General features: G+C 50.2%; 18 protein-coding genes. All 18 read left to right on the forward strand.

Going from position 1 to position 17617, the window contains the following annotated elements:
* The first annotated feature begins 5 nt into the window (after positions 1 to 5).
* The 18 genes from WC592_05320 to WC592_05405 all read left to right on the forward strand — a co-directional run bounded on the left by WC592_05320 (position 6) and on the right by WC592_05405 (position 17617).
* Positions 6 to 1229 carry an ROK family protein gene (locus WC592_05320; protein ID MFA4981873.1) on the forward strand — a complete coding sequence of 408 codons (1224 nt, stop codon included), beginning with the start codon at positions 6 to 8 and terminating at the stop codon, positions 1227 to 1229.
* 170 nt (positions 1230 to 1399) lie between these two features.
* On the forward strand, positions 1400 to 2365 hold the full coding sequence (locus tag WC592_05325) for a zinc metalloprotease HtpX (GenBank protein MFA4981874.1): 966 nt from the start codon (positions 1400 to 1402) through the stop codon (positions 2363 to 2365).
* A gap of 4 nt (positions 2366 to 2369) precedes the next feature.
* Positions 2370 to 3395: a hypothetical protein gene (locus WC592_05330; protein MFA4981875.1), complete on the forward strand. Its 1026-nt coding sequence runs from the start codon at positions 2370 to 2372 to the stop codon at positions 3393 to 3395.
* A 5-nt stretch (positions 3396 to 3400) separates the two neighbouring features.
* Entirely contained in the window at positions 3401 to 4273 is an 873-nt protein-coding gene (speB, locus tag WC592_05335) for an agmatinase (GenBank protein MFA4981876.1), read from the forward strand.
* Positions 4274 to 4297: 24 nt separating this feature from the next.
* Complete coding sequence (locus WC592_05340; GenBank protein ID MFA4981877.1) at positions 4298 to 4867, forward strand: arginine decarboxylase, pyruvoyl-dependent; 570 nt, start codon at positions 4298 to 4300, stop codon at positions 4865 to 4867.
* A gap of 1014 nt (positions 4868 to 5881) precedes the next feature.
* On the forward strand, positions 5882 to 7012 hold the full coding sequence (locus WC592_05345; GenBank protein ID MFA4981878.1) for a hypothetical protein: 1131 nt from the start codon (positions 5882 to 5884) through the stop codon (positions 7010 to 7012).
* 8 nt (positions 7013 to 7020) lie between these two features.
* Positions 7021 to 7215 (forward strand): HypC/HybG/HupF family hydrogenase formation chaperone, encoded by a 195-nt coding sequence (locus WC592_05350; protein MFA4981879.1) that lies wholly within the window; start codon positions 7021 to 7023, stop codon positions 7213 to 7215.
* A gap of 613 nt (positions 7216 to 7828) precedes the next feature.
* Positions 7829 to 8914, forward strand: coding sequence for a hydrogenase formation protein HypD (gene hypD, locus WC592_05355; GenBank protein ID MFA4981880.1), 1086 nt, complete (start codon positions 7829 to 7831; stop codon positions 8912 to 8914).
* 30 nt (positions 8915 to 8944) lie between these two features.
* Positions 8945 to 9946, forward strand: coding sequence for a hydrogenase expression/formation protein HypE (hypE, locus tag WC592_05360; GenBank protein ID MFA4981881.1), 1002 nt, complete (start codon positions 8945 to 8947; stop codon positions 9944 to 9946).
* Between the two features lie 15 nt (positions 9947 to 9961).
* Complete coding sequence (locus WC592_05365; protein MFA4981882.1) at positions 9962 to 10681, forward strand: UPF0280 family protein; 720 nt, start codon at positions 9962 to 9964, stop codon at positions 10679 to 10681.
* Positions 10682 to 10825: 144 nt separating this feature from the next.
* Entirely contained in the window at positions 10826 to 11233 is a 408-nt protein-coding gene (locus tag WC592_05370) for an NIL domain-containing protein (protein MFA4981883.1), read from the forward strand.
* Between the two features lie 576 nt (positions 11234 to 11809).
* A complete protein-coding gene (locus WC592_05375) occupies positions 11810 to 12862 on the forward strand; it encodes a 4Fe-4S dicluster domain-containing protein (protein MFA4981884.1) in 1053 nt (350 codons plus the stop codon).
* A 131-nt stretch (positions 12863 to 12993) separates the two neighbouring features.
* Entirely contained in the window at positions 12994 to 13812 is an 819-nt protein-coding gene (locus WC592_05380; GenBank protein MFA4981885.1) for an FAD/NAD(P)-binding protein, read from the forward strand.
* 84 nt (positions 13813 to 13896) lie between these two features.
* Positions 13897 to 14397, forward strand: coding sequence for a 4Fe-4S dicluster domain-containing protein (locus tag WC592_05385; protein MFA4981886.1), 501 nt, complete (start codon positions 13897 to 13899; stop codon positions 14395 to 14397).
* A 67-nt stretch (positions 14398 to 14464) separates the two neighbouring features.
* Complete coding sequence (locus WC592_05390; protein MFA4981887.1) at positions 14465 to 15403, forward strand: complex I subunit 1 family protein; 939 nt, start codon at positions 14465 to 14467, stop codon at positions 15401 to 15403.
* A 1-nt stretch (position 15404) separates the two neighbouring features.
* Positions 15405 to 15833, forward strand: coding sequence for an NADH-quinone oxidoreductase subunit NuoB (gene nuoB / locus WC592_05395; protein ID MFA4981888.1), 429 nt, complete (start codon positions 15405 to 15407; stop codon positions 15831 to 15833).
* 6 nt (positions 15834 to 15839) lie between these two features.
* Complete coding sequence (locus WC592_05400; protein ID MFA4981889.1) at positions 15840 to 16307, forward strand: NADH-quinone oxidoreductase subunit C; 468 nt, start codon at positions 15840 to 15842, stop codon at positions 16305 to 16307.
* Between the two features lie 122 nt (positions 16308 to 16429).
* Positions 16430 to 17617 carry a nickel-dependent hydrogenase large subunit gene (locus tag WC592_05405; GenBank protein ID MFA4981890.1) on the forward strand — a complete coding sequence of 396 codons (1188 nt, stop codon included), beginning with the start codon at positions 16430 to 16432 and terminating at the stop codon, positions 17615 to 17617.

Raw genomic sequence — 17617 nt, forward strand, 5'->3', positions numbered from 1 at the left:
TGATTATGAAAAGAGAAGGAGTCTTCAGTTTTCATATCCTGCAGGACAGGGAACGGAAGAACCTCGCTATACTGGAGTTGATTAGGAAGAAAGGGCCGATCTCCAGGGCGGACATCTCAAGGGTGCTCGGATTTAACATAGTTACCGTCACGAACTATACGGACTATTACATAGACAAAAGGATAATCCTTGAGGTGGGGCTTGATGTGTCGAGCGGAGGAAGGCGTCCGGAGCTCCTGGAATTGAATTCGCGAAGCGCTTACATCATAGGTGTGGACCTGGGCCCTAATAATATCATCGCGATAGTGACGGACCTGAAGGTCAAGACCATCGCCAAATCGGTAATGCCCAGGCCCGCGTACAGGATGGAGGATCTTGCCTCAGAGGTCATAAAAGTCATAGACGACGTCATCAAGAAGAGCAAGATCGAAGTCTCGAACATAAAGAATATAGGCATCGGGGTGTCCGGGATCGTGGATTATCCTTCGAGCACGATCCACGATACGGATCCGACGAGGGGCCGGACCAAGGTAAGCTTCTTAAGCTTCGAGAACGTCATAGGGCAGAAGTTCGACATCCCGGTATACATAGGCAATGACGCGTCATGCGCCGCGTTCGGGGAGAAAGTGCTCAATCCTTCCGCCGACGTGGATAACCTGATATACCTCTATTCGGATGTCGGCTGCGGATTGGTGATGCAGGGCGACGTCTATATAGGTTCGAGCGGATGCGCGGGAGAGACGCAGCTGGCCCTGGAAGGCCTCCAGACCGAAGAGAAGAATTATATGAAGGAATTCACCTATCTCAGGCCGTGGGGCGTGGACCTTGCCATAACCCATGAAGCTAAGAAAGCCGTAGAGAAAGGCATGGCTACGGAGATGCTGAGCCTGGCGAAGGGGGACCCTAAAGCCATAACCAGGGATACGGTCATAGACGCCGCCAAAAAGGGCGACAAGCTGGCCACAGAGATAATCGGCAACGCGGGGAAAAATCTTGGCGTAAGGGTCGCTTTTATGGTAAATGTACTTAACCCGGATATAGTGATAGTCGGCGGCGGGGTAGAGAAGGCCGGCGATATACTTATGGATCCTGTAAAGGCTACGATGAGGAAGCTCGCGTTCGAGGAGCCGGCCGGCATAGTCAAGGTCGTGCCGAGCCTGCTGGGAGAAGACGCTGTAGTCCTCGGCGCCGCCGCGCTCGCCGCAAGGGAAATATTCATTCAAGCGTAGCAACTTTGTGTAATGTGTGAAGTGTAATGTGTAATGTTGGTGTAAAGCATCTATGTGTAATGGAAAATTCGCTCTGTCTAATCTTTTTACATTAAACCCACTTTACACCTGCCTGCCGGCAGGCAGGCATTACACATATAACATTACACAAAAGGGTTAGGGAGGTAATTATGTGGGGTCTTAAACTGAGGATGTGGTTACTGACCGCGGCGCTCTTCGCGATAATATACGCCGTTGTGTCGATGATAGGTTATTCGCTCGGCGTCAGCAATTTTTATTTCTACCTGATATTTTCATTAGTGTTGATGTTCATCCAGTACATGATCGGGCCCAAGATAGTCGAATGGTCTATGCGTGTCAGGTATCTTAAAGAAGGCGAGGATCCCAGACTTGAGTCTATGGTAAGATCGTTAGCCGACGCGGCCGGGATACCCGCGCCGAGGATAGGCGTCGCGGATATCTCGATACCGAACGCGTTCGCGTTCGGCCGCACGATAAGGGACGGAAGGATATGCGTGACTGAAGGTATCAGGCGGCTTCTGGATGAGAAAGAGTTGAGGGCCGTTATCGGTCACGAGATGAGCCATCTGAAGAACAGGGACGTGCTGACGATAACGCTGCTTTCAGTGATACCCATGATACTTTACCGCATAGCGTGGCAGTTCATGTTCTTCGGCGGCAGGCGCGACAACAGGAACCAGGGAAATACGATGCTGGTAGGCGTAGCCGCTTTTCTTTTCTATTTCCTCACTAACCTCCTCGTCCTGTACGCTTCAAGGATAAGGGAATATTTTGCCGATAAGGGGTCAGTCGATCTGGGCAATGAACCTTCGCAGCTTGCGTCCGCATTATATAAACTGGTATACGGTTCGGCCAGGATGCCCAAAGAATCGATCAAGGACGTTGAAGGCATGAAGGCGTTTTTTGTGAACGATCCTTCCCGGGCTGTCGACGAGATGAAAGAGTTGAGCGAGCTCGACATAGACAAGAGCGGGACGATATCCGCCAGTGAATTGAGTTTGCTGCAGTCGAAAAGCGTCAAATTGGGCTTCGGCGACAAGGTCTTCGAGCTTTTAAGCACACACCCGAATATGCTGAAACGCATAAAGCGTTTGAGCGAGTGGGAGAGGCGGTAGGAACTTGAAATTCAATTTTGAGGCTACAGGTATAGGCAGTGTCCCGTTCAAGGACGCCAAGTCTGCGTGCAGCGTCATATTCAAGCAATTCAAGACGATACCCTTCTGGCCGCAGCTTCCGAAAAGGTCCTTCCTCGAGAACATGTATGTCCAGTATTCCGAAAAGATACCCGGTCTTGTAATGAACGAAGAGAATAAGACCGTCCACATCGATACATCTATGGTAGCCTCGCAGATCGAAGAGGTCTACGGGAAATATCTCGACGGGGAAGTCAAGTTCTTCAAGATCTCCGAAGACCGCGCCGAAGGGTTCTACGAGTTCCTGGAAAGTTTCAAGGGCGCGGCCGGCGACGGCGTATCGCTTATCAAGGGACACATAACGGGCCCTATAAGCTACAGCCTTTTCCTGACCGACCAGAACAAGAAATCGGCCATATACGACAAGGACCTGTTTGAACTCATAACGAAGGTCCTCGCTATGAAGGCGAAATGGCAGATAAGGAAGATGAGGAAGATATTTGCCCGTACCGCTATATTTATCGACGAACCGTACCTGGTATCCATAGGTTCAAGTTTTGTGAACATCAATATGGAAGAGGCCGCTAAAAGGCTGGACGAGGTCGTCGAGGCCATAAAGAAAGAGGGCGCGCTTGTCGGCGTGCATTGCTGCGGGAATACAGACTGGCCCTTTCTTCTCAAAAGAGGTATTGACATATTAAGCTTTGATGCATATAATTTTAGCAAAGAATTTTCTTTATATGCCGCGGATATAAATAATTTCCTGGCTAAGGGCGGCACGATAGCGTGGGGGGTGGTGCCGGCGGCAGACACGGTTGAGAAAGAGACGCCGAAGGCTTTGGCGAGCCGCGTGAAGACCGCGATCGCGGGCCTGGTAGATAAAGGCATCAGCAGGGAGGCCATCTCGTCGCTCGTCACTCCGAGTTGCGGAGTTGGAACCCTGGATGAAAGTACGGCGAAGAAGGTCTTCAAGACAGTTAACGAATTATCCGAAGAATTGAGGAAGATTTAATAATCATGGGGAAGAATTTCATAGCGCTGGAGGACGAATACTCCAGTTTCAAGAAGTCGAAGGCCGTTATACTGCAGGCGCCGTATGACAAGACGGCTACTTACATCAAAGGAACGGTCGACGGGCCTTCAGCCATAATAAACGCCTCAGCGTACCTGGAGCGTTACGACGATGAGCTCAATCAGGAGACATTCAGGGCCGGCATACATACCATGGATCCGCTCGATATAAGAGATCTCGCGCCGGAGGAGATGGTCGAGAAGATGCGCGTGGCCGTCGCAGAGTTGCTCAAGGGCGGTAAATTCCCGATAATGCTGGGCGGGGAACATTCCGTAACGATCGGCGCTGTCAGGGCTTTTAAAGAGACTTATCCCAATCTTTCAGTCCTTCAACTCGACGCTCATTATGATATGAGGAACGAATATATGGGCTCGCCCCTTAACCATGGGTGCGTAGCGCGCAGGATAAGCGAGACATGCCCCATAGTCCAGGTCGGCACGAGGAGCCTGTCTAAAGAGGAGAAGGAGTTCCTTACCGCCCAGACAAACGGTAAAGTTACGACTATAAGCGTATACGATATACTGAACATGCCTATGTGGAAAGACGCTGCCTCGAGCAAATTGACCGAGAATGTATATATAACCATCGATATGGATGTGTTTGACCCGGCTATCGCGCCCGCGGTCGGGACGCCGGAACCGGGCGGGCTCGGCTGGTATGAGATGCTGGACTTGCTTCGCGATGTGTCGCGCGATAAGAAGATTGTCGGGTTCGATGTGGTGGAGCTCTGCCCGATAAAAGGGATGATCTCATCCGACTTTTTGGCCGCGAAGCTGGTCTACAGGCTCTTGGGGTACGTATTCTCGAATAAGAAGTAGTGATATTACACACGAGGAGATAAGATGCTTCTGGTACCGAGGAAGAACCTGCTCGTTCCTAAAAAAGCGTTCTTTACAAAGGGCGTCGGGACGCACAAAGCGGAACTGCGCAGTTTTGAGTTGGCGCTCCGCGACGCCGGAATAGAAAAATGCAACCTCACTCACGTCTCCAGCATACTTCCCCCGGAAGCGAAGATAATATCCCGCAACGAAGGATTAAAAGAGCTCTATGCCGGGATGATAGCTTTTACCGTTATGTCCAGATGTTGTTCGAATGAGCCGCACCGCCTTATAGCCGCTTCGATAGGCTGCGCTGTCCCGGCGGATAAGAGCGCGTACGGATACCTTAGCGAGCACCACGCGTTCGGCCAGAATGAAAAGGTCGCGGGCGATTTCGCGGAAGACCTGGCTGTAGAAATGTTAGCGTCGACTCTCGGCCTCGAATTCGACGAAGATAAGTCCTGGGATGAGAATAAAGAGATATACCGCCTGAGCGATAAGATAGTCCATACCTCAAATACCACGCAGACCACAGTGATAGGCCCCGAAGGCTATTATTCCACAGTCGTCTCCGCAGCAGTATTCCTGTTCTGAGGTTTTTCAATTCACTAATAGTCCTTTCGCTTCGTCCATCTACTCTTTTAATAAATTTTATGGGTCCTGCCGCGAGGTCGCCTTTATGTGCTCCGCGCTCCGCGTGGGGTTTGCAAGCGACGCTTTAACAGGTGCGTATCTGTATGCCGCCAGCCCTGTACCATTTTTAACATTGATAACCAGTAAAAAGGTACAGGGCTAAGCGGCGGCACCCCCATCCCACGCTTCGCTTGCCTGCCTGCATACCGTAGACCTACATCAGGTAGGCAGGTGCGCGCATAAAGGCTAGGCCTCGCGTCACCCATAAAATTTCTCAACAACGCTAGCTTAGGCCGGCCAGGTTCGCTTTTCGCTCACCTGGCCGTCCTCCAACCTGCTTCCAGCTAGAAATTTTTCGGGTGACGCGGCTTGGACTTTTTCTTTTAAAGGGCTCGTATGGGTTTATCCCGCCATCTGTTTAGCTCGGGGCGGGATCCCGCCTCAAGCCTCACTCCGGGCGGGACAATCTATCACGAGTATATTCTATGCGCGTATCTACGTATCCCGAACTATAGTCTTTAACATTCGGGCACCCCATCCAATCCGCCTGTCGTTAGCTCCATCGGATTGGGTTTACATTCTGTAGTCGTAGGGGAGGTTTAAACCTCCCCTACGACATAAGCGCGTATCTATGTGCGCGAACTACGCTCTTCTGTATTCGGGACACCCCATCCCTGCCCGCCAGACTTAGCTTGCTGCGATCAGGCGGGCATACTTCGCCATTATCATAAAAAGTCTCAAGCCGCGGCAGCCTGCCCGCCTGACACTGTCGAAGCCGGGCAGGCGGGACGCCGGCCGAGTTGCCGCAGGCTCCCGTTTTTCGACTGAACAAAGACCGACCCAATAGTTACACTGCAGGGGGGATATTTTCAGTGCTCACATAACGAGGCTTGGGTTAGAGCTATGGGCAGGGCCCGAAAAATTGGTTTAATCGTTTCAAAAGGCCCCTCTATTTGATATAATATTCTCATATATATGACTATAATAACGCTGCCTTTCAGGGTCAGGAGGCCGATCTTAGCCTGCGGGGCGGATCTTAAAGGCACTTTTGCCCTGGTGAAAGGCGATAAGGCCTTTCTGGTGGATGGGTTCGGCGACCTGGCGGACCCGGACAATCTCGCAAGGTATGAACGGTCGATCGCTTTCAATATAAAAAAGCTTAAGATAAAGCCCGCGATCGTCGCCTGCGACATGCATCCGGGATATTCATCTACTCGCTTTGCCGAAAACTTACAACTTAAAACTTACAACTTAAAACTATTTAAAATACAGCACCATGAAGCGCACATCGCATCCGTGATCACGGAGCATTCTATCAGCGGCGATGTGATAGGAGTTGCTTTTGACGGCACCGGGTTTGGCCTCGACGGCAATATATGGGGCGGCGAATTTTTTGTCGGCGGGTTGAAGAAATTTACAAGGGCGGCCCATCTTGAATACGTTCCCATGCCAGGTGGGGAGGCGGCTATAAGAGAGCCCTGGCGGATGGCTTTATCGTGGTTATATCGCGCGCTCGGGGAGAAATCTTCGAGCCTTAAAATAGATCTTGTGAGAAAGCTCGATAAGAAGAGATCCGCGATGTTACGTAAGATGATGGAAAGAGGGATAAACTCGCCGCTTACATCGAGCATGGGAAGGTTGCTTGACGCTGCCGCGAGCCTTGTGTTTGTTAAGATGGACGCGGCCAAAGAAGCTGAGCTGCCCACAAGATTCGAGAGAATTGTTTCTCCTTTATGCCGCGATAAATATAAATTTGATATGAAGTCCGAAAGAGGGATCCTGATAGTAAAGGCTTCGCGGACAATAGCCGGGGTCGTAAGAGATCTGGCTAAAGGCGTTGACGAAGCGATCATATCTGCCAAATTCCATAACACGATAGCGGATATAGTTTTAAAAGTTTCGATCAAATTGAATAAAATACATAAGATTCGGAAGGTCGTCCTATCCGGCGGCGTATTCCAGAACAAGTTCCTGATAACAAGAGCTGTAGAAGCGCTGGAAGGGGTGGGATTCGACGTTTACACAAACTACAGGACATCGACGGGAGATCCCGGGATACCTATAGGACAGATAGCGATAGCGAACGTGAGGGCACGATGTGTTTAGGCATACCGATGAAGATAGTGAGTATTGACGGCGACGAGGGCGTCGTCGATTCGGGCGGATTGAGGAAGAGGGCGAACCTGTCGCTATTAAAGGACGCCAGGGTGGGAGAGTATATTCTATTGCATGCGGGCTTCGCGATCGAGAGGATCAAAGAGAAAGAGGCGCGCAAGACGCTGAAGGCGTTCCGAGAGATAAGCGGGTAAAATTTTTCGCTCCACCACAGGGCAGCTTAACGGCAGGCGCCCTTTCGGCTAATTTTGCCGTCAAGAGTATTGAGTATGGTATTAGTTATATATTTTTTATCTTGCTGTTATGGAGACAGCGGCTTTAAGAGGCTTGGGTGTATCGAAGCCTCGGCAAAATATAACGCCTCAAGGGCAACCTGCCGTTATCTGCCCATACAGTATGAGCGAGAAAATTTTATCGGGGAAGCAGGTTGGAGGACGGACAGGTGAGCGATAAGCGAACCTGGCCGGCCTAAGCTAGCGGGTCGGGTAAATTTTATGGGTGACGCGAGGCCTAGCCTTTATGCGCGCACAAGCGAAGCGTGGGATGGGGGTGCCGCCGCTTAGGATTGCCATTATAAAGGCTATACCGCTTAAGACTTAAAAGAACGTATGCAATCCTGGCGGCATACAGATACGCACCTGTTAAAGTGTCACTTGTAAACCCCACGCGGAGCGCGGAGCACATAAAGGCGACCTCGCGGCAGGACCCATAAAATTTATTAAACGAGGAGATGGTCGAAGCGAAAGGAAGAGCGAATATTTTCAGTGCTCGAATAACGAGGCTTAGGTTAGAGCTAGGCGGAAAACTATGAAATATGTTGATGAATTCAGGGATAGGAAGATAATCGATAAGCTGGCAAGCGAGATACGCGAGGCAGTCGATCCGGGACGGCAATACAATATTATGGAGGTATGCGGGACGCACACGATGAATGTATTCAGGTTCGGCCTGAGGTCGTTATTAACGCCGAATATCAATCTTATATCCGGACCAGGCTGCCCCGTTTGCGTGACGCCGAACGAATATCTCGACAAAGCGATATGGCTTGCCGGGCGGAACGACATTATCATAGCCACATTCGGCGACATGTTCAGAGTGCCGGGGTCGTATTCTAGTCTAGAGAAGGAGAAAGTTAAGGGAAACGCGATAAAGATGGTCTATTCGACGACAGACGCCCTGGCGCTCGCGCGGAAGAACCCGCGGCAGGAAGTCGTATTCTTAGGTATCGGTTTCGAGACTACGATACCCACGGTCGCGCAGTCGATCATTGCCGCGAAGAGGGAGGGAATAAAAAATTACTCTGTCCTCTGCGGCCATAAGACGATGCCCGCGGCATTGAAAGCGATAGCTGAAGATAAAAAGATCCGCGTCGACGGTTTTCTATTGCCGGGACATGTCAGCGCAGTTATAGGCGCGGCGCCCTACGTTTTTCTGGCAAAAAAATATTGCAAGCGCTGTGTGATAACTGGATTCGAACCTGCAGACATATTGCAGGCGATACTTATGGTCGTCAGGCAGAAGACGCCCAGGGTAGAGATCCAGTATACGCGCATAATAGCCGGGAGCGGCAATTTCCTGGCCAGGAAGAGCATAGAGCGCGTATTTAAAAAAAGCGCCGCCGAATGGCGGGGAATGGGTAAAATAAAAGATAGCGGCCTCGAGATAAGACCTGAATTCAAAGATTATGACGCGGACGTAAAATTTAAGCCGAAGCCGAAAAAAGCCAGGGAGAATAAGGCGTGCATTTGCGGTGATGTCATTAAAGGAGTGAAGAAACCTGCCGACTGCAAGTTGTTCGGCAAAATATGCAATCCTATCAGTCCCGTAGGCTCGTGTATGGTGTCGAGCGAGGGGACGTGTAGCGCTTATTATAAGTATAGCTATAAGTTGTAAGTCGTAAGTTGTAAGTAAAAAAAAGGAAATATGGAAAAAATAGCACTGGCTCACGGAAGCGGCGGAAAGTTGATGCACGACCTGATAGACTCCGTCTTTATAGGCAAATTCGATAACAAAATACTCAGGCGTAAAGATGACTCGGCCGTGTTTAACGTCGGCAAGAAGCGGATAGCTTTTACAACTGATTCTTATGTAGTGAACCCGATATTTTTTCCGGGCGGCGACATTGGAAGCCTGGCAATATACGGGACAGTGAACGACCTGTCTGTATGCGGGGCAAGGCCTCTGGCAATTTCTCTTGGTCTTATTATTGAAGAGGGGCTGGACAGGAACGTCCTGGAGAAGATAGCGGCGTCAATAGCGGATGCCGCGAAGCGCTCAGGGGTCGATATCGTTACCGGCGATACCAAGGTCGTCGAAAAAGGATCGTGCGATAAGATATTCATAAATACGAGCGGCATAGGAGAGGTATATTATGGCGGTCTTTCATTGGAGAGAATAAAATCCGGCGACGTAGTGATCGTAAGCGGCTCCGTCGGAAAACATGCGGTCAGCGTCCTGTCGAAAAGAGAAGGGATGGAATTCAGGACAAAGACGAAAAGCGATTCCGCGCCGCTGAACGGCCTGATATTTAATATATTAAAGGTGTCGAATAAGGTGAGATTTATGAGAGATCCGACGCGCGGAGGCCTCGCGACGACGCTTAATGAGATAGTCGAAGGGCGCAATTTCGGGATATCGGTGGACGAAAAAGACGTGCCTGTCAGCGGAGGAGTAAGAGAGGCGTGCGAGATGCTGGGGTTCGACCCTTTATATATGGCCTGTGAAGGCCGGGCAATCGTAATTGCGGCGAAAGAAGACGCTAAGAATATATTAAATGCGATGAGACGAAACAAGAAGGGGCGAATCGCCGCGGTCATAGGACAAATAACAAAAGAACATAAAGGCAGGGTTATCCTCAATACGCGCGCCGGCGGCAAGAGGTCGCTTGATATGCTGGCAGGCGAGCAGCTGCCGAGGATATGCTGAAAGAATTAACATATCATGTATAAAGAACGAATTTATAGACGATCGATGAAGGCAAGCGACCTGGTATCATTCGAGGTCGTTGAGAAAGAGACTGACATATGGGTCTCGGCCGATAAGGCGTTGGAGACACAGGCCCGTGAGGCGGTCATAAATTACAGGAAAGAACTGGAATCGTATATAAAAAATGATCCCCTGTTCCGGACGTCTTTAGACCCTTTTGCCGTGTCCAAAGACGCCCCTCAAATTGTAAAGGTCATGGCCGAGGCCGGCAAAATAGCGGGTGTTGGGCCTATGGCAGCGGTGGCCGGCGCCATGGCTGAATTCGTCGGCAGGGACCTTCTGAAATTTTCGGGCCAGGTAATAGTCGAGAACGGCGGGGACATATTCATTAAAACGGACAAGAAGAGAACCGTCGGCATATATGCGGGAGAGGCCTCGCCATTTACCGGAAAGCTGGCCGTTGAGATAGGACCTGACGAAGACGGCATTGGCGTATGTACATCGAGCGGGACGGTCAGCCATTCGCTCAGTTTCGGAAAGGCCGACGCTGTCCTGATAATATCGAAGAATGCGGCCCTTGCCGACGCCGCCGCGACGGCCGCAGGGAACGTTGTGAAGAAAGCGGCCGATATCGAAAAAGGGATTGGAGTTGCGAAATCTATCGACGGAGTAATAGGGGTGATGGTTATAGTGGGAGATAAAATGGGTAGCTGGGGAGAAGTCAGGCTGATATAATAGGTTACGTAATGTTCCGTAAGGTTAGCGAATGTTACGTAAGGTTAGCGAATGTTACGTAAGGTTACAAAAGCGTATTAACCTTACGTAACCTTAATTAACCTTCTCTAACATTACGTAACTCTATGTTAAAAGGAGGATCATATGGTTTCCAAGCGTATAGTACTCACATTTCCGCATAAGATGGTGGATCAGCCTATAGTATATAAGCTGGTAAAAGAGTTTGACCTCGTCTTCAATATATTGCAGGCAAAGATCACTCCGAACGAAGAGGGGTTGATGGTGCTGGAGCTTAAGGGCAAGAAAGAGAACTATGCCGAAGGGATCAAGTATCTGACTGGGATCGGTGTCAAGATACAGCCCCTCAGCCAGGATGTTACCCGGGATGAGGCCAGGTGCACCCATTGCGGGGCATGTATTGCAATATGTCCGACGGCGGCCCTGCATATAGATAAGAAGACGATGAAGGTGCTTTTTGATTCCGAGAAGTGCATAGCCTGCGAGCTGTGCGTAAAGGCATGCCCGCCGAGAGCCATGGTGGTAAAGTTTTAAAATTTTTCGTTCACCCCAGTCCGGCGTGGAACTTGCGGGCAGTTGCCTCAGCTTCGCCGCAAATTTACATTAGGCATGTAAATTTGCTGTGGTAAAATTTCGATGGCCTCGTAACCCGGACTGAGGGCATGCTGTTGACAGGTTTACTCGGCCTTGTTTCCCGCCTTCGGCGGGGAAGATCGCCATAAGGTATCGAAATTTTACGACATTCGCTTCGGCAACCGCCCGTAAGTTCCGCCACCTGAGGAGCGAAAAATTTTACTGGAGGAGTGAACTTGCAAATTTTTACGGGTGATGCTCCTTCCAGACTTTTTCTCGATAAGGGCGAAGTTTGGGATGGGGCAGTACAGATACGCGCATAGAATATACCGATATATAATAACTGAGTGTCAAGTTAGACCGTTATCTACCCCGCACAGTATAAAGAAATAGGGAGATTGTAAACCCCAAACGAGCCCTTTAAAAGAAAAAGTCGAAGGAGCAGCAGGCCCCGTAAAAATTTGTAAGAAGCGGAAATTCTGACTTGACTTGGGGCGGATATCGGTCTACAATAAAATTTCATAATAATTATACGCTATGGATAATAAATATTACACGATATCGAAGAGGAACTTTTTCGACCTGCTGGGCAGGCTGACTGCCAGCCACAGGATAATCGTTCCATACCGCAAGGGCGACAGGCTCTATTTTGACGATTTCGACCCGAAAAAAGAAGATATCATAGAGCTTGGAGGCATCAGGCAGAGCCAGCCTTTGAAGTCCTTCCTGAATCCGCCCAGGGAAAGCATGTCCGGCGCTAAAAAGAGCGATACCAGGCCGGTCATAATCGCGGGCGTAAAAGGCTGCGACCTCTCCAGCCTTATATTGCAGGATTACGTATTTCTCCAGGGCGATTACGTCGATCCATTCTATTCCGACTACAGGAACAGGACGATACTTATAGGCAATGACTGCACCTACGCGAAAGAGACCTGTTTCTGCCTTGCCATGGAAGGCGCTCCGTATCCGACAAAATATTTCGATATCTCCCTGTCAGTAATCGACGACCATTTTGTCGCCGAGGTGGCCAGCGGCAAAGGTGTCTCTCTGGTGAATGATTTTAAGATGTTCTTCAGGCCTGCCGGTGGGGATGCTGCCGGCTCGAGAGAAGCCGCCCGCAATAAAGTATCGAGTCAGGTCAGGGATTTTATCGATAAACGCGGGACGAAAAATACGTCGGAGATAAATGGCGCGGTGAAGAAGAATTACAACTTAACCGCGTTGTGGCAGGACTTCGCGTCGACCTGCGTGGAATGCGGCGCCTGCAACCTCGTCTGTCCCACATGCCACTGCTTCCTGCTATTTGATGAAGGATCCGAATCCTGCGGCGCCAAGAGAACCAGGATATGGGACGCGTGCCTTTACAAGACTTTCGCCAGGGTCGCCGGCAACGCCAATCCGAGAAAGCAGTTATATGAGAGGCTTCGGAACAGGTTCGAGAAGAAGTTCGATTTCTTCCCGCAGGTCCTGGACTATTTTGCGTGCACCGGATGCGGCCGATGCATCGAGGCGTGCCCGGGAGACATAGACCTCCGGGAGGTGTTGAAGGGGCTGGTGCTTGGACAGTGGAACAAACCGCCGAATGACTAAGTTAAATTGAGGGAGGTTACGTAAGGGTATGGAAGGTTAATTAAGGTTAGAGAAGGTTGCTTTTGTAACTTTACGTAACATTCTATAACCTTACGTAACATTACGTAACCTAGACGCATAATTTAACCACTATGAAAAATCCATACGAATATATAGAAGCTGAAATAACCGGCATAGCCGAAGAGACGCCCAACATAAAGACGTTCACTCTCATGCCGAGAGGGGATATAGCTTTCAGGGCAGGACAATTTATGGAGCTGACCGTTCCCGGCCTCGGAGAAGCGCCGTTTACGCCTTCTTCCAACCATAACGTGAAAGGGAAGCTCGATTTTACGATAATGAGCGCCGGCAGGGTCACCAAGATCCTACATGCGGCGAAGGCGGGCGATATCGTCGGTGTCAGGGGGCCTTACGGCCTGGGCTATCCGCTGCAGGATTTTAAATCGAAAGAGGTATTCATAGTCGGCGGCGGCGTCGGGCTCGCGCCGTTAAGGGCGCTCCTATACGCCCTGTTTAACGACGTCAATGACTACAAAAAGATAATGCTGAAGTACGGCGCAAGGACGTCCAGGGATATAGTTTATAAGAAAGAGATAGATTCCTGGAAGAATAAGGCGAAGCACGTGAATGTCGATATAAGCATCGACGTCGGCGACGATTCATGGAAGGGGAATGTAGGGCTTGTCACCACCATATTGAAGAGCGAAGGATTGGATCTTGAGAACGCCGTAGCGATCGTATGCGGCCCTCCAATAATGATGAAGTTCGTGACCTTCAAGCTTCTAGACCTCGGGTTTAAGGACAGCCGCATATATCTGTCTATGGAAAAGAATATGTCGTGCGGCATAGGCAAATGCGGCCATTGCAGGCTGGGCCCGTATTACGCGTGTAAAGACGGCCCGGTCTTCACTTACGATAAGATCAAGGATTTGGCGAATATATGGGATTGAGTGAGATTGACGTTAGTTGTAAGCTGTAAGTCGTAAGCTGTATTACGCGCTTATAACTTATAACTTATAACTTATAACTATATTATGAAAAAGCTACTGATCGACTTAGACACATGCTCCGGATGCGGCGAGTGCGGGATGCTATGCAGCTATATTCAGCATCCGGCAAATAACGGCATCACGACTTTACGCGAATTCGCGCACTTCGCCGTGATATGCAGGAAGTGCGACGACGCCCCGTGCGTCGCTTCCTGTCCTTGGGAAGCGCTTGAAATGCAGGAGAACCGCATGCTGAAGAGGTATATGATGCGGTGCACGTCCTGTAAGTCCTGCTCGCGCGCGTGCCCGTTCGGCGTCATATATCCGGAGACGATACCTTTTGTGATCGCCAGGTGCGACTTTTGCCTCGGAAGATTGGAGGGCGATAAAGCGCCCATATGCCTTGAATCATGCAGCCACGGCGGGATAAGATACGGTGAGTTCGAGGAGAACAAAGAAGAGCATATATATAAGGTGTCGGACTATCTCGTCATAAAGACGAACAATAAGTGGGAGAGGATAGAGGATGCTCCGAAGAAGAGATAGGGCATAAATACGAAATCCTAATTTCGGAATTCGAATTTCGGATTTTGAGTTTCGACTTTAAACTACTATGAAAATATTTGAATATCTATTCATGTTCCTGGTCTTCCCGGGATTTCTCTTCTCGGCCGTGATGGGACTGTTGGTCGGCTGGGTCGACAGGAAGGTGACAGCGCGGCTCCAGTGGAGGGTCGGGCCGCCGTGGTACCAGAATTTCATAGATGTGGTTAAGCTTATATTATATAAGGAGACTCTGGTGCCGGAGGGCGTTTCGAAGGCGATGTTCCTGGGCATGCCGGTACTATGCGCGGCAAGCGCAACGTTGGTCTCTACCATAATTTGTGTGGTGAATTCGACCCCGGCAGTAGGTTTTATGGGCGATCTCATAGTCGTCGTGTATCTTTTGATAATACCGCCGCTTGCCCTGATGCTCGGCGGTTTCTCTTCGGAAAACCCGCTCGCGTCGCTGGGCGCCTCGAGGGAGATGAAGCTTGTGCTCTCATATGAGCTTCCTTTTATTATGGCTCTCATCGTTCCCGTGATAAAATCGGGATACGCGATAAAACTGGGCGACATCATACTGCGGCAGGCCGAGACCGGCTCTATAATAGCGAGCCCGTCCGGCGTAATATCGTTTATCGTAATGCTCTTGTGCTTCCAGGCTAAGCTGGGTTTTGTGCCGTTCGACATGGCGGAAGCCGAGACGGAGATAATGGCGGGGGCTTATATCGAATACTCCGGAAAGGCGCTCGGAATATTCAAACTGGCCAAGGCGATATTGACATTCGCGGCGCCGGTCATATTGATAACATTGTATTTCGGCGGGATCAAATTGAATTCGGAAGGATTCATGTCGAGCCTCCTGGAATATATTATGATATTGGTCCTGATGATAGTGATAAAGAATACGAATCCGAGGGTCAGGATAGACCAGGCGATGGGGTTCTTCTGGGGGCCTGTGAGCGGCCTGGCCGTGATAGCCATCTTATTAGCGATATTAGGGAAATAATATGGGATTCAGGGAAAAGATACTTACGAAATCTATTTACGCGTTCCACGTCTCGAGCGGCAGCTGCAATAACTGCGACATCGAGATACTGGATTGCCTTACGCCCAGGTTTGACCTGGAGAGGTTCGGGATAATACTGGCCGGAAGCGTAAAGCATGCCGACGTCCTGTTTTGCACCGGTTCGGCCAACAGGCTCTGCGTGCCCAGGATAAAGAAATTATATGAGATGATGCCGAAACCCGGATTCGTGGTAGCGTGGGGCGCATGCGGATCTTCGAGGGGCCTGTTCAAGGATAGTTATAATACGACCGTGCCGCTTGATGAGGTTATACCGGTCGATCTTTATATACCGGGGTGCCCGCCTAAACCTGAGGCCGTGATAGGCGGCATGGTGAAGTTAATAGAGAAGATAAATCAAACGAGGAAGTGAGCACAGATGAAGATGGAAGAGGTCTTAAAAAAGATAAATGATAAGTTCGGATCGAGGGTTCTGAAGGTCTATAAGCATAACGAGAAGAGGGCCTACGTTGATATATATCCGAAGGATGTCGTGGATTTCACGAGATATATATTCAAGGACCTGGGGCTTCGTTTCAACATAGCCAGCGGCGTGGACGATTTTGACGGTATCGAGATAATCTACCATTTTTCCCACGACATCTCCGGCATAGTAATATCGGTCAGGGCGATATTACAGGATAGTGAAGCTCCGCGCATAGATACGATTACGACCGTGACGAGGTCGGCCTGGTGGATAGAGAGGGAGATACACGAGCTATTCGGAGTAGAGTTCGACGGCAATTCCGATTTGAGGCCGCTCTTATTGCCCGACGACTGGCCGAAAGGCGTGTATCCGATGAGAAAGAACTTTGTAGTGCCCAAGAGAGATTCGAGGAAAGCGTAGCTGAGTCAAGCAGAGTTTAGTTTATTGAGTTTATTGCGTTAGTTGCGTTCGGCGGAACCCAATAAACCCAAAAAAAACGCAATGAACGCAATAAACTAACGAAGAGTTTGAGAGGAGTAAAATTGAGCCATAAAGCGCACATACCCATAGGGCCATACCATCCCCTGCAGGAAGAGCCGGAATTTTACAAGCTCGTCGTGGAAGGCGAGAAGGTGGTGGATGTCGATGTGAGAATTGGTTGGAACCACAGGGGCATCGAAAAGATATCCGAATCTAAGAGCTTCGACCAGTCGATATTCATAGTTGAGCGGATATGCGGCATATGTTCATCGAGCCATCCCATAGCGTGCGTCCAGGCGATCGAGGACATATCCGGTACAGAGGTCCCTGAAAGGGCCCTGTATATAAGGACCATAAACCAGGAACTCGAAAGGCTGCATTCGCATATGTTGTGGCTGGGGCTCGCCGGCCACTTTATCGGTTACAATACAGTCTTCATGTGGGGCTGGAAATACAGGGAGCCGATCTGTGACATAATGGAAACCGTTACGGGCAACAGGCAGAATTACGCCATGCTGAAAGTCGGCGGGGTAAGGCGTGACATAGAAAAAGAGCATGTCTCCTATATATTGACAAGACTCGATGAGTTCGTGCGCCATCTGGATATGCTAAAAGGAGCTGTCCTGGACGATCCCGTGCTTCAGGCGAGGCTTAAGGGCATCGGGGTGCTGACGAAAGAGGACGCGATAGATTACGCCGCTCTTGGCCCGACGGCCCGCGCGTCCGGCGTGGATATCGATGTGCGGCGCGACCATCCTTATGCGGCGTACGGCAGGATAAAGTGGAACGTCATCCTGCGGGAAGAGGGGGACGTCTTCGCGAAGACCGTAGTCAGGATATTGGAGATGTACGAATCGGTCAACATCATCAGGCAGTGCCTCGACAAGATGCCGCAGGGGCCGATCGATTCAAAGCCGAAAGACATACCTCCGGGCGAAGGTATAGGGTTGGTGGAGGCGCCGAGAGGCGAATGCTTCCATTATGTCAAATCCGACGGTACCAATTCGCCGGTCCGCCACAAGATCAGGGCCCCGACCTATATGAACTTCCCGACATTCAGGGAAACAGTCATAGGGGAAACGGTCTCGGACGCGACTATAATCCTGGCCGCGATAGATCCGTGCTACTGCTGCACCGAGCGGATGATGATAGTCGACGGCAAAGATAAAGAGATAATGGGCGTTCAGGAACTGATACGGCTGTCCCAGGAAAAGACCATGAAGCTGAAAGAGAAGATGAGGATCCTATAA

The sequence above is a fragment of the Candidatus Omnitrophota bacterium genome (genome assembly GCA_041648975.1).
Taxonomy (GTDB): domain Bacteria; phylum Omnitrophota; class Gorgyraeia; order 2-01-FULL-45-10; family 2-01-FULL-45-10; genus JAQUSE01.

Excerpts from the sequence above, each read along its gene's own strand:
- WC592_05320 (MFA4981873.1), top strand. The coding sequence starts at position 6 with ATGAAAAGAGAAGGAGTCTTCAGTTTTCATATCCTGCAGGACAGGGAA.
- WC592_05325 (MFA4981874.1), top strand. The coding sequence starts at position 1,400 with ATGTGGGGTCTTAAACTGAGGATGTGGTTACTGACCGCGGCGCTCTTC.
- speB (MFA4981876.1), top strand. The coding sequence starts at position 3,401 with ATGGGGAAGAATTTCATAGCGCTGGAGGACGAATACTCCAGTTTCAAG.
- WC592_05340 (MFA4981877.1), top strand. The coding sequence starts at position 4,298 with ATGCTTCTGGTACCGAGGAAGAACCTGCTCGTTCCTAAAAAAGCGTTC.
- WC592_05345 (MFA4981878.1), top strand. The coding sequence starts at position 5,882 with ATGACTATAATAACGCTGCCTTTCAGGGTCAGGAGGCCGATCTTAGCC.
- WC592_05350 (MFA4981879.1), top strand. The coding sequence starts at position 7,021 with ATGAAGATAGTGAGTATTGACGGCGACGAGGGCGTCGTCGATTCGGGC.
- hypD (MFA4981880.1), top strand. The coding sequence starts at position 7,829 with ATGAAATATGTTGATGAATTCAGGGATAGGAAGATAATCGATAAGCTG.
- hypE (MFA4981881.1), top strand. The coding sequence starts at position 8,945 with ATGGAAAAAATAGCACTGGCTCACGGAAGCGGCGGAAAGTTGATGCAC.
- WC592_05365 (MFA4981882.1), top strand. The coding sequence starts at position 9,962 with ATGTATAAAGAACGAATTTATAGACGATCGATGAAGGCAAGCGACCTG.
- WC592_05370 (MFA4981883.1), top strand. The coding sequence starts at position 10,826 with ATGGTTTCCAAGCGTATAGTACTCACATTTCCGCATAAGATGGTGGAT.
- WC592_05375 (MFA4981884.1), top strand. The coding sequence starts at position 11,810 with ATGGATAATAAATATTACACGATATCGAAGAGGAACTTTTTCGACCTG.
- WC592_05380 (MFA4981885.1), top strand. The coding sequence starts at position 12,994 with ATGAAAAATCCATACGAATATATAGAAGCTGAAATAACCGGCATAGCC.
- WC592_05385 (MFA4981886.1), top strand. The coding sequence starts at position 13,897 with ATGAAAAAGCTACTGATCGACTTAGACACATGCTCCGGATGCGGCGAG.
- WC592_05390 (MFA4981887.1), top strand. The coding sequence starts at position 14,465 with ATGAAAATATTTGAATATCTATTCATGTTCCTGGTCTTCCCGGGATTT.
- nuoB (MFA4981888.1), top strand. The coding sequence starts at position 15,405 with ATGGGATTCAGGGAAAAGATACTTACGAAATCTATTTACGCGTTCCAC.
- WC592_05400 (MFA4981889.1), top strand. The coding sequence starts at position 15,840 with ATGAAGATGGAAGAGGTCTTAAAAAAGATAAATGATAAGTTCGGATCG.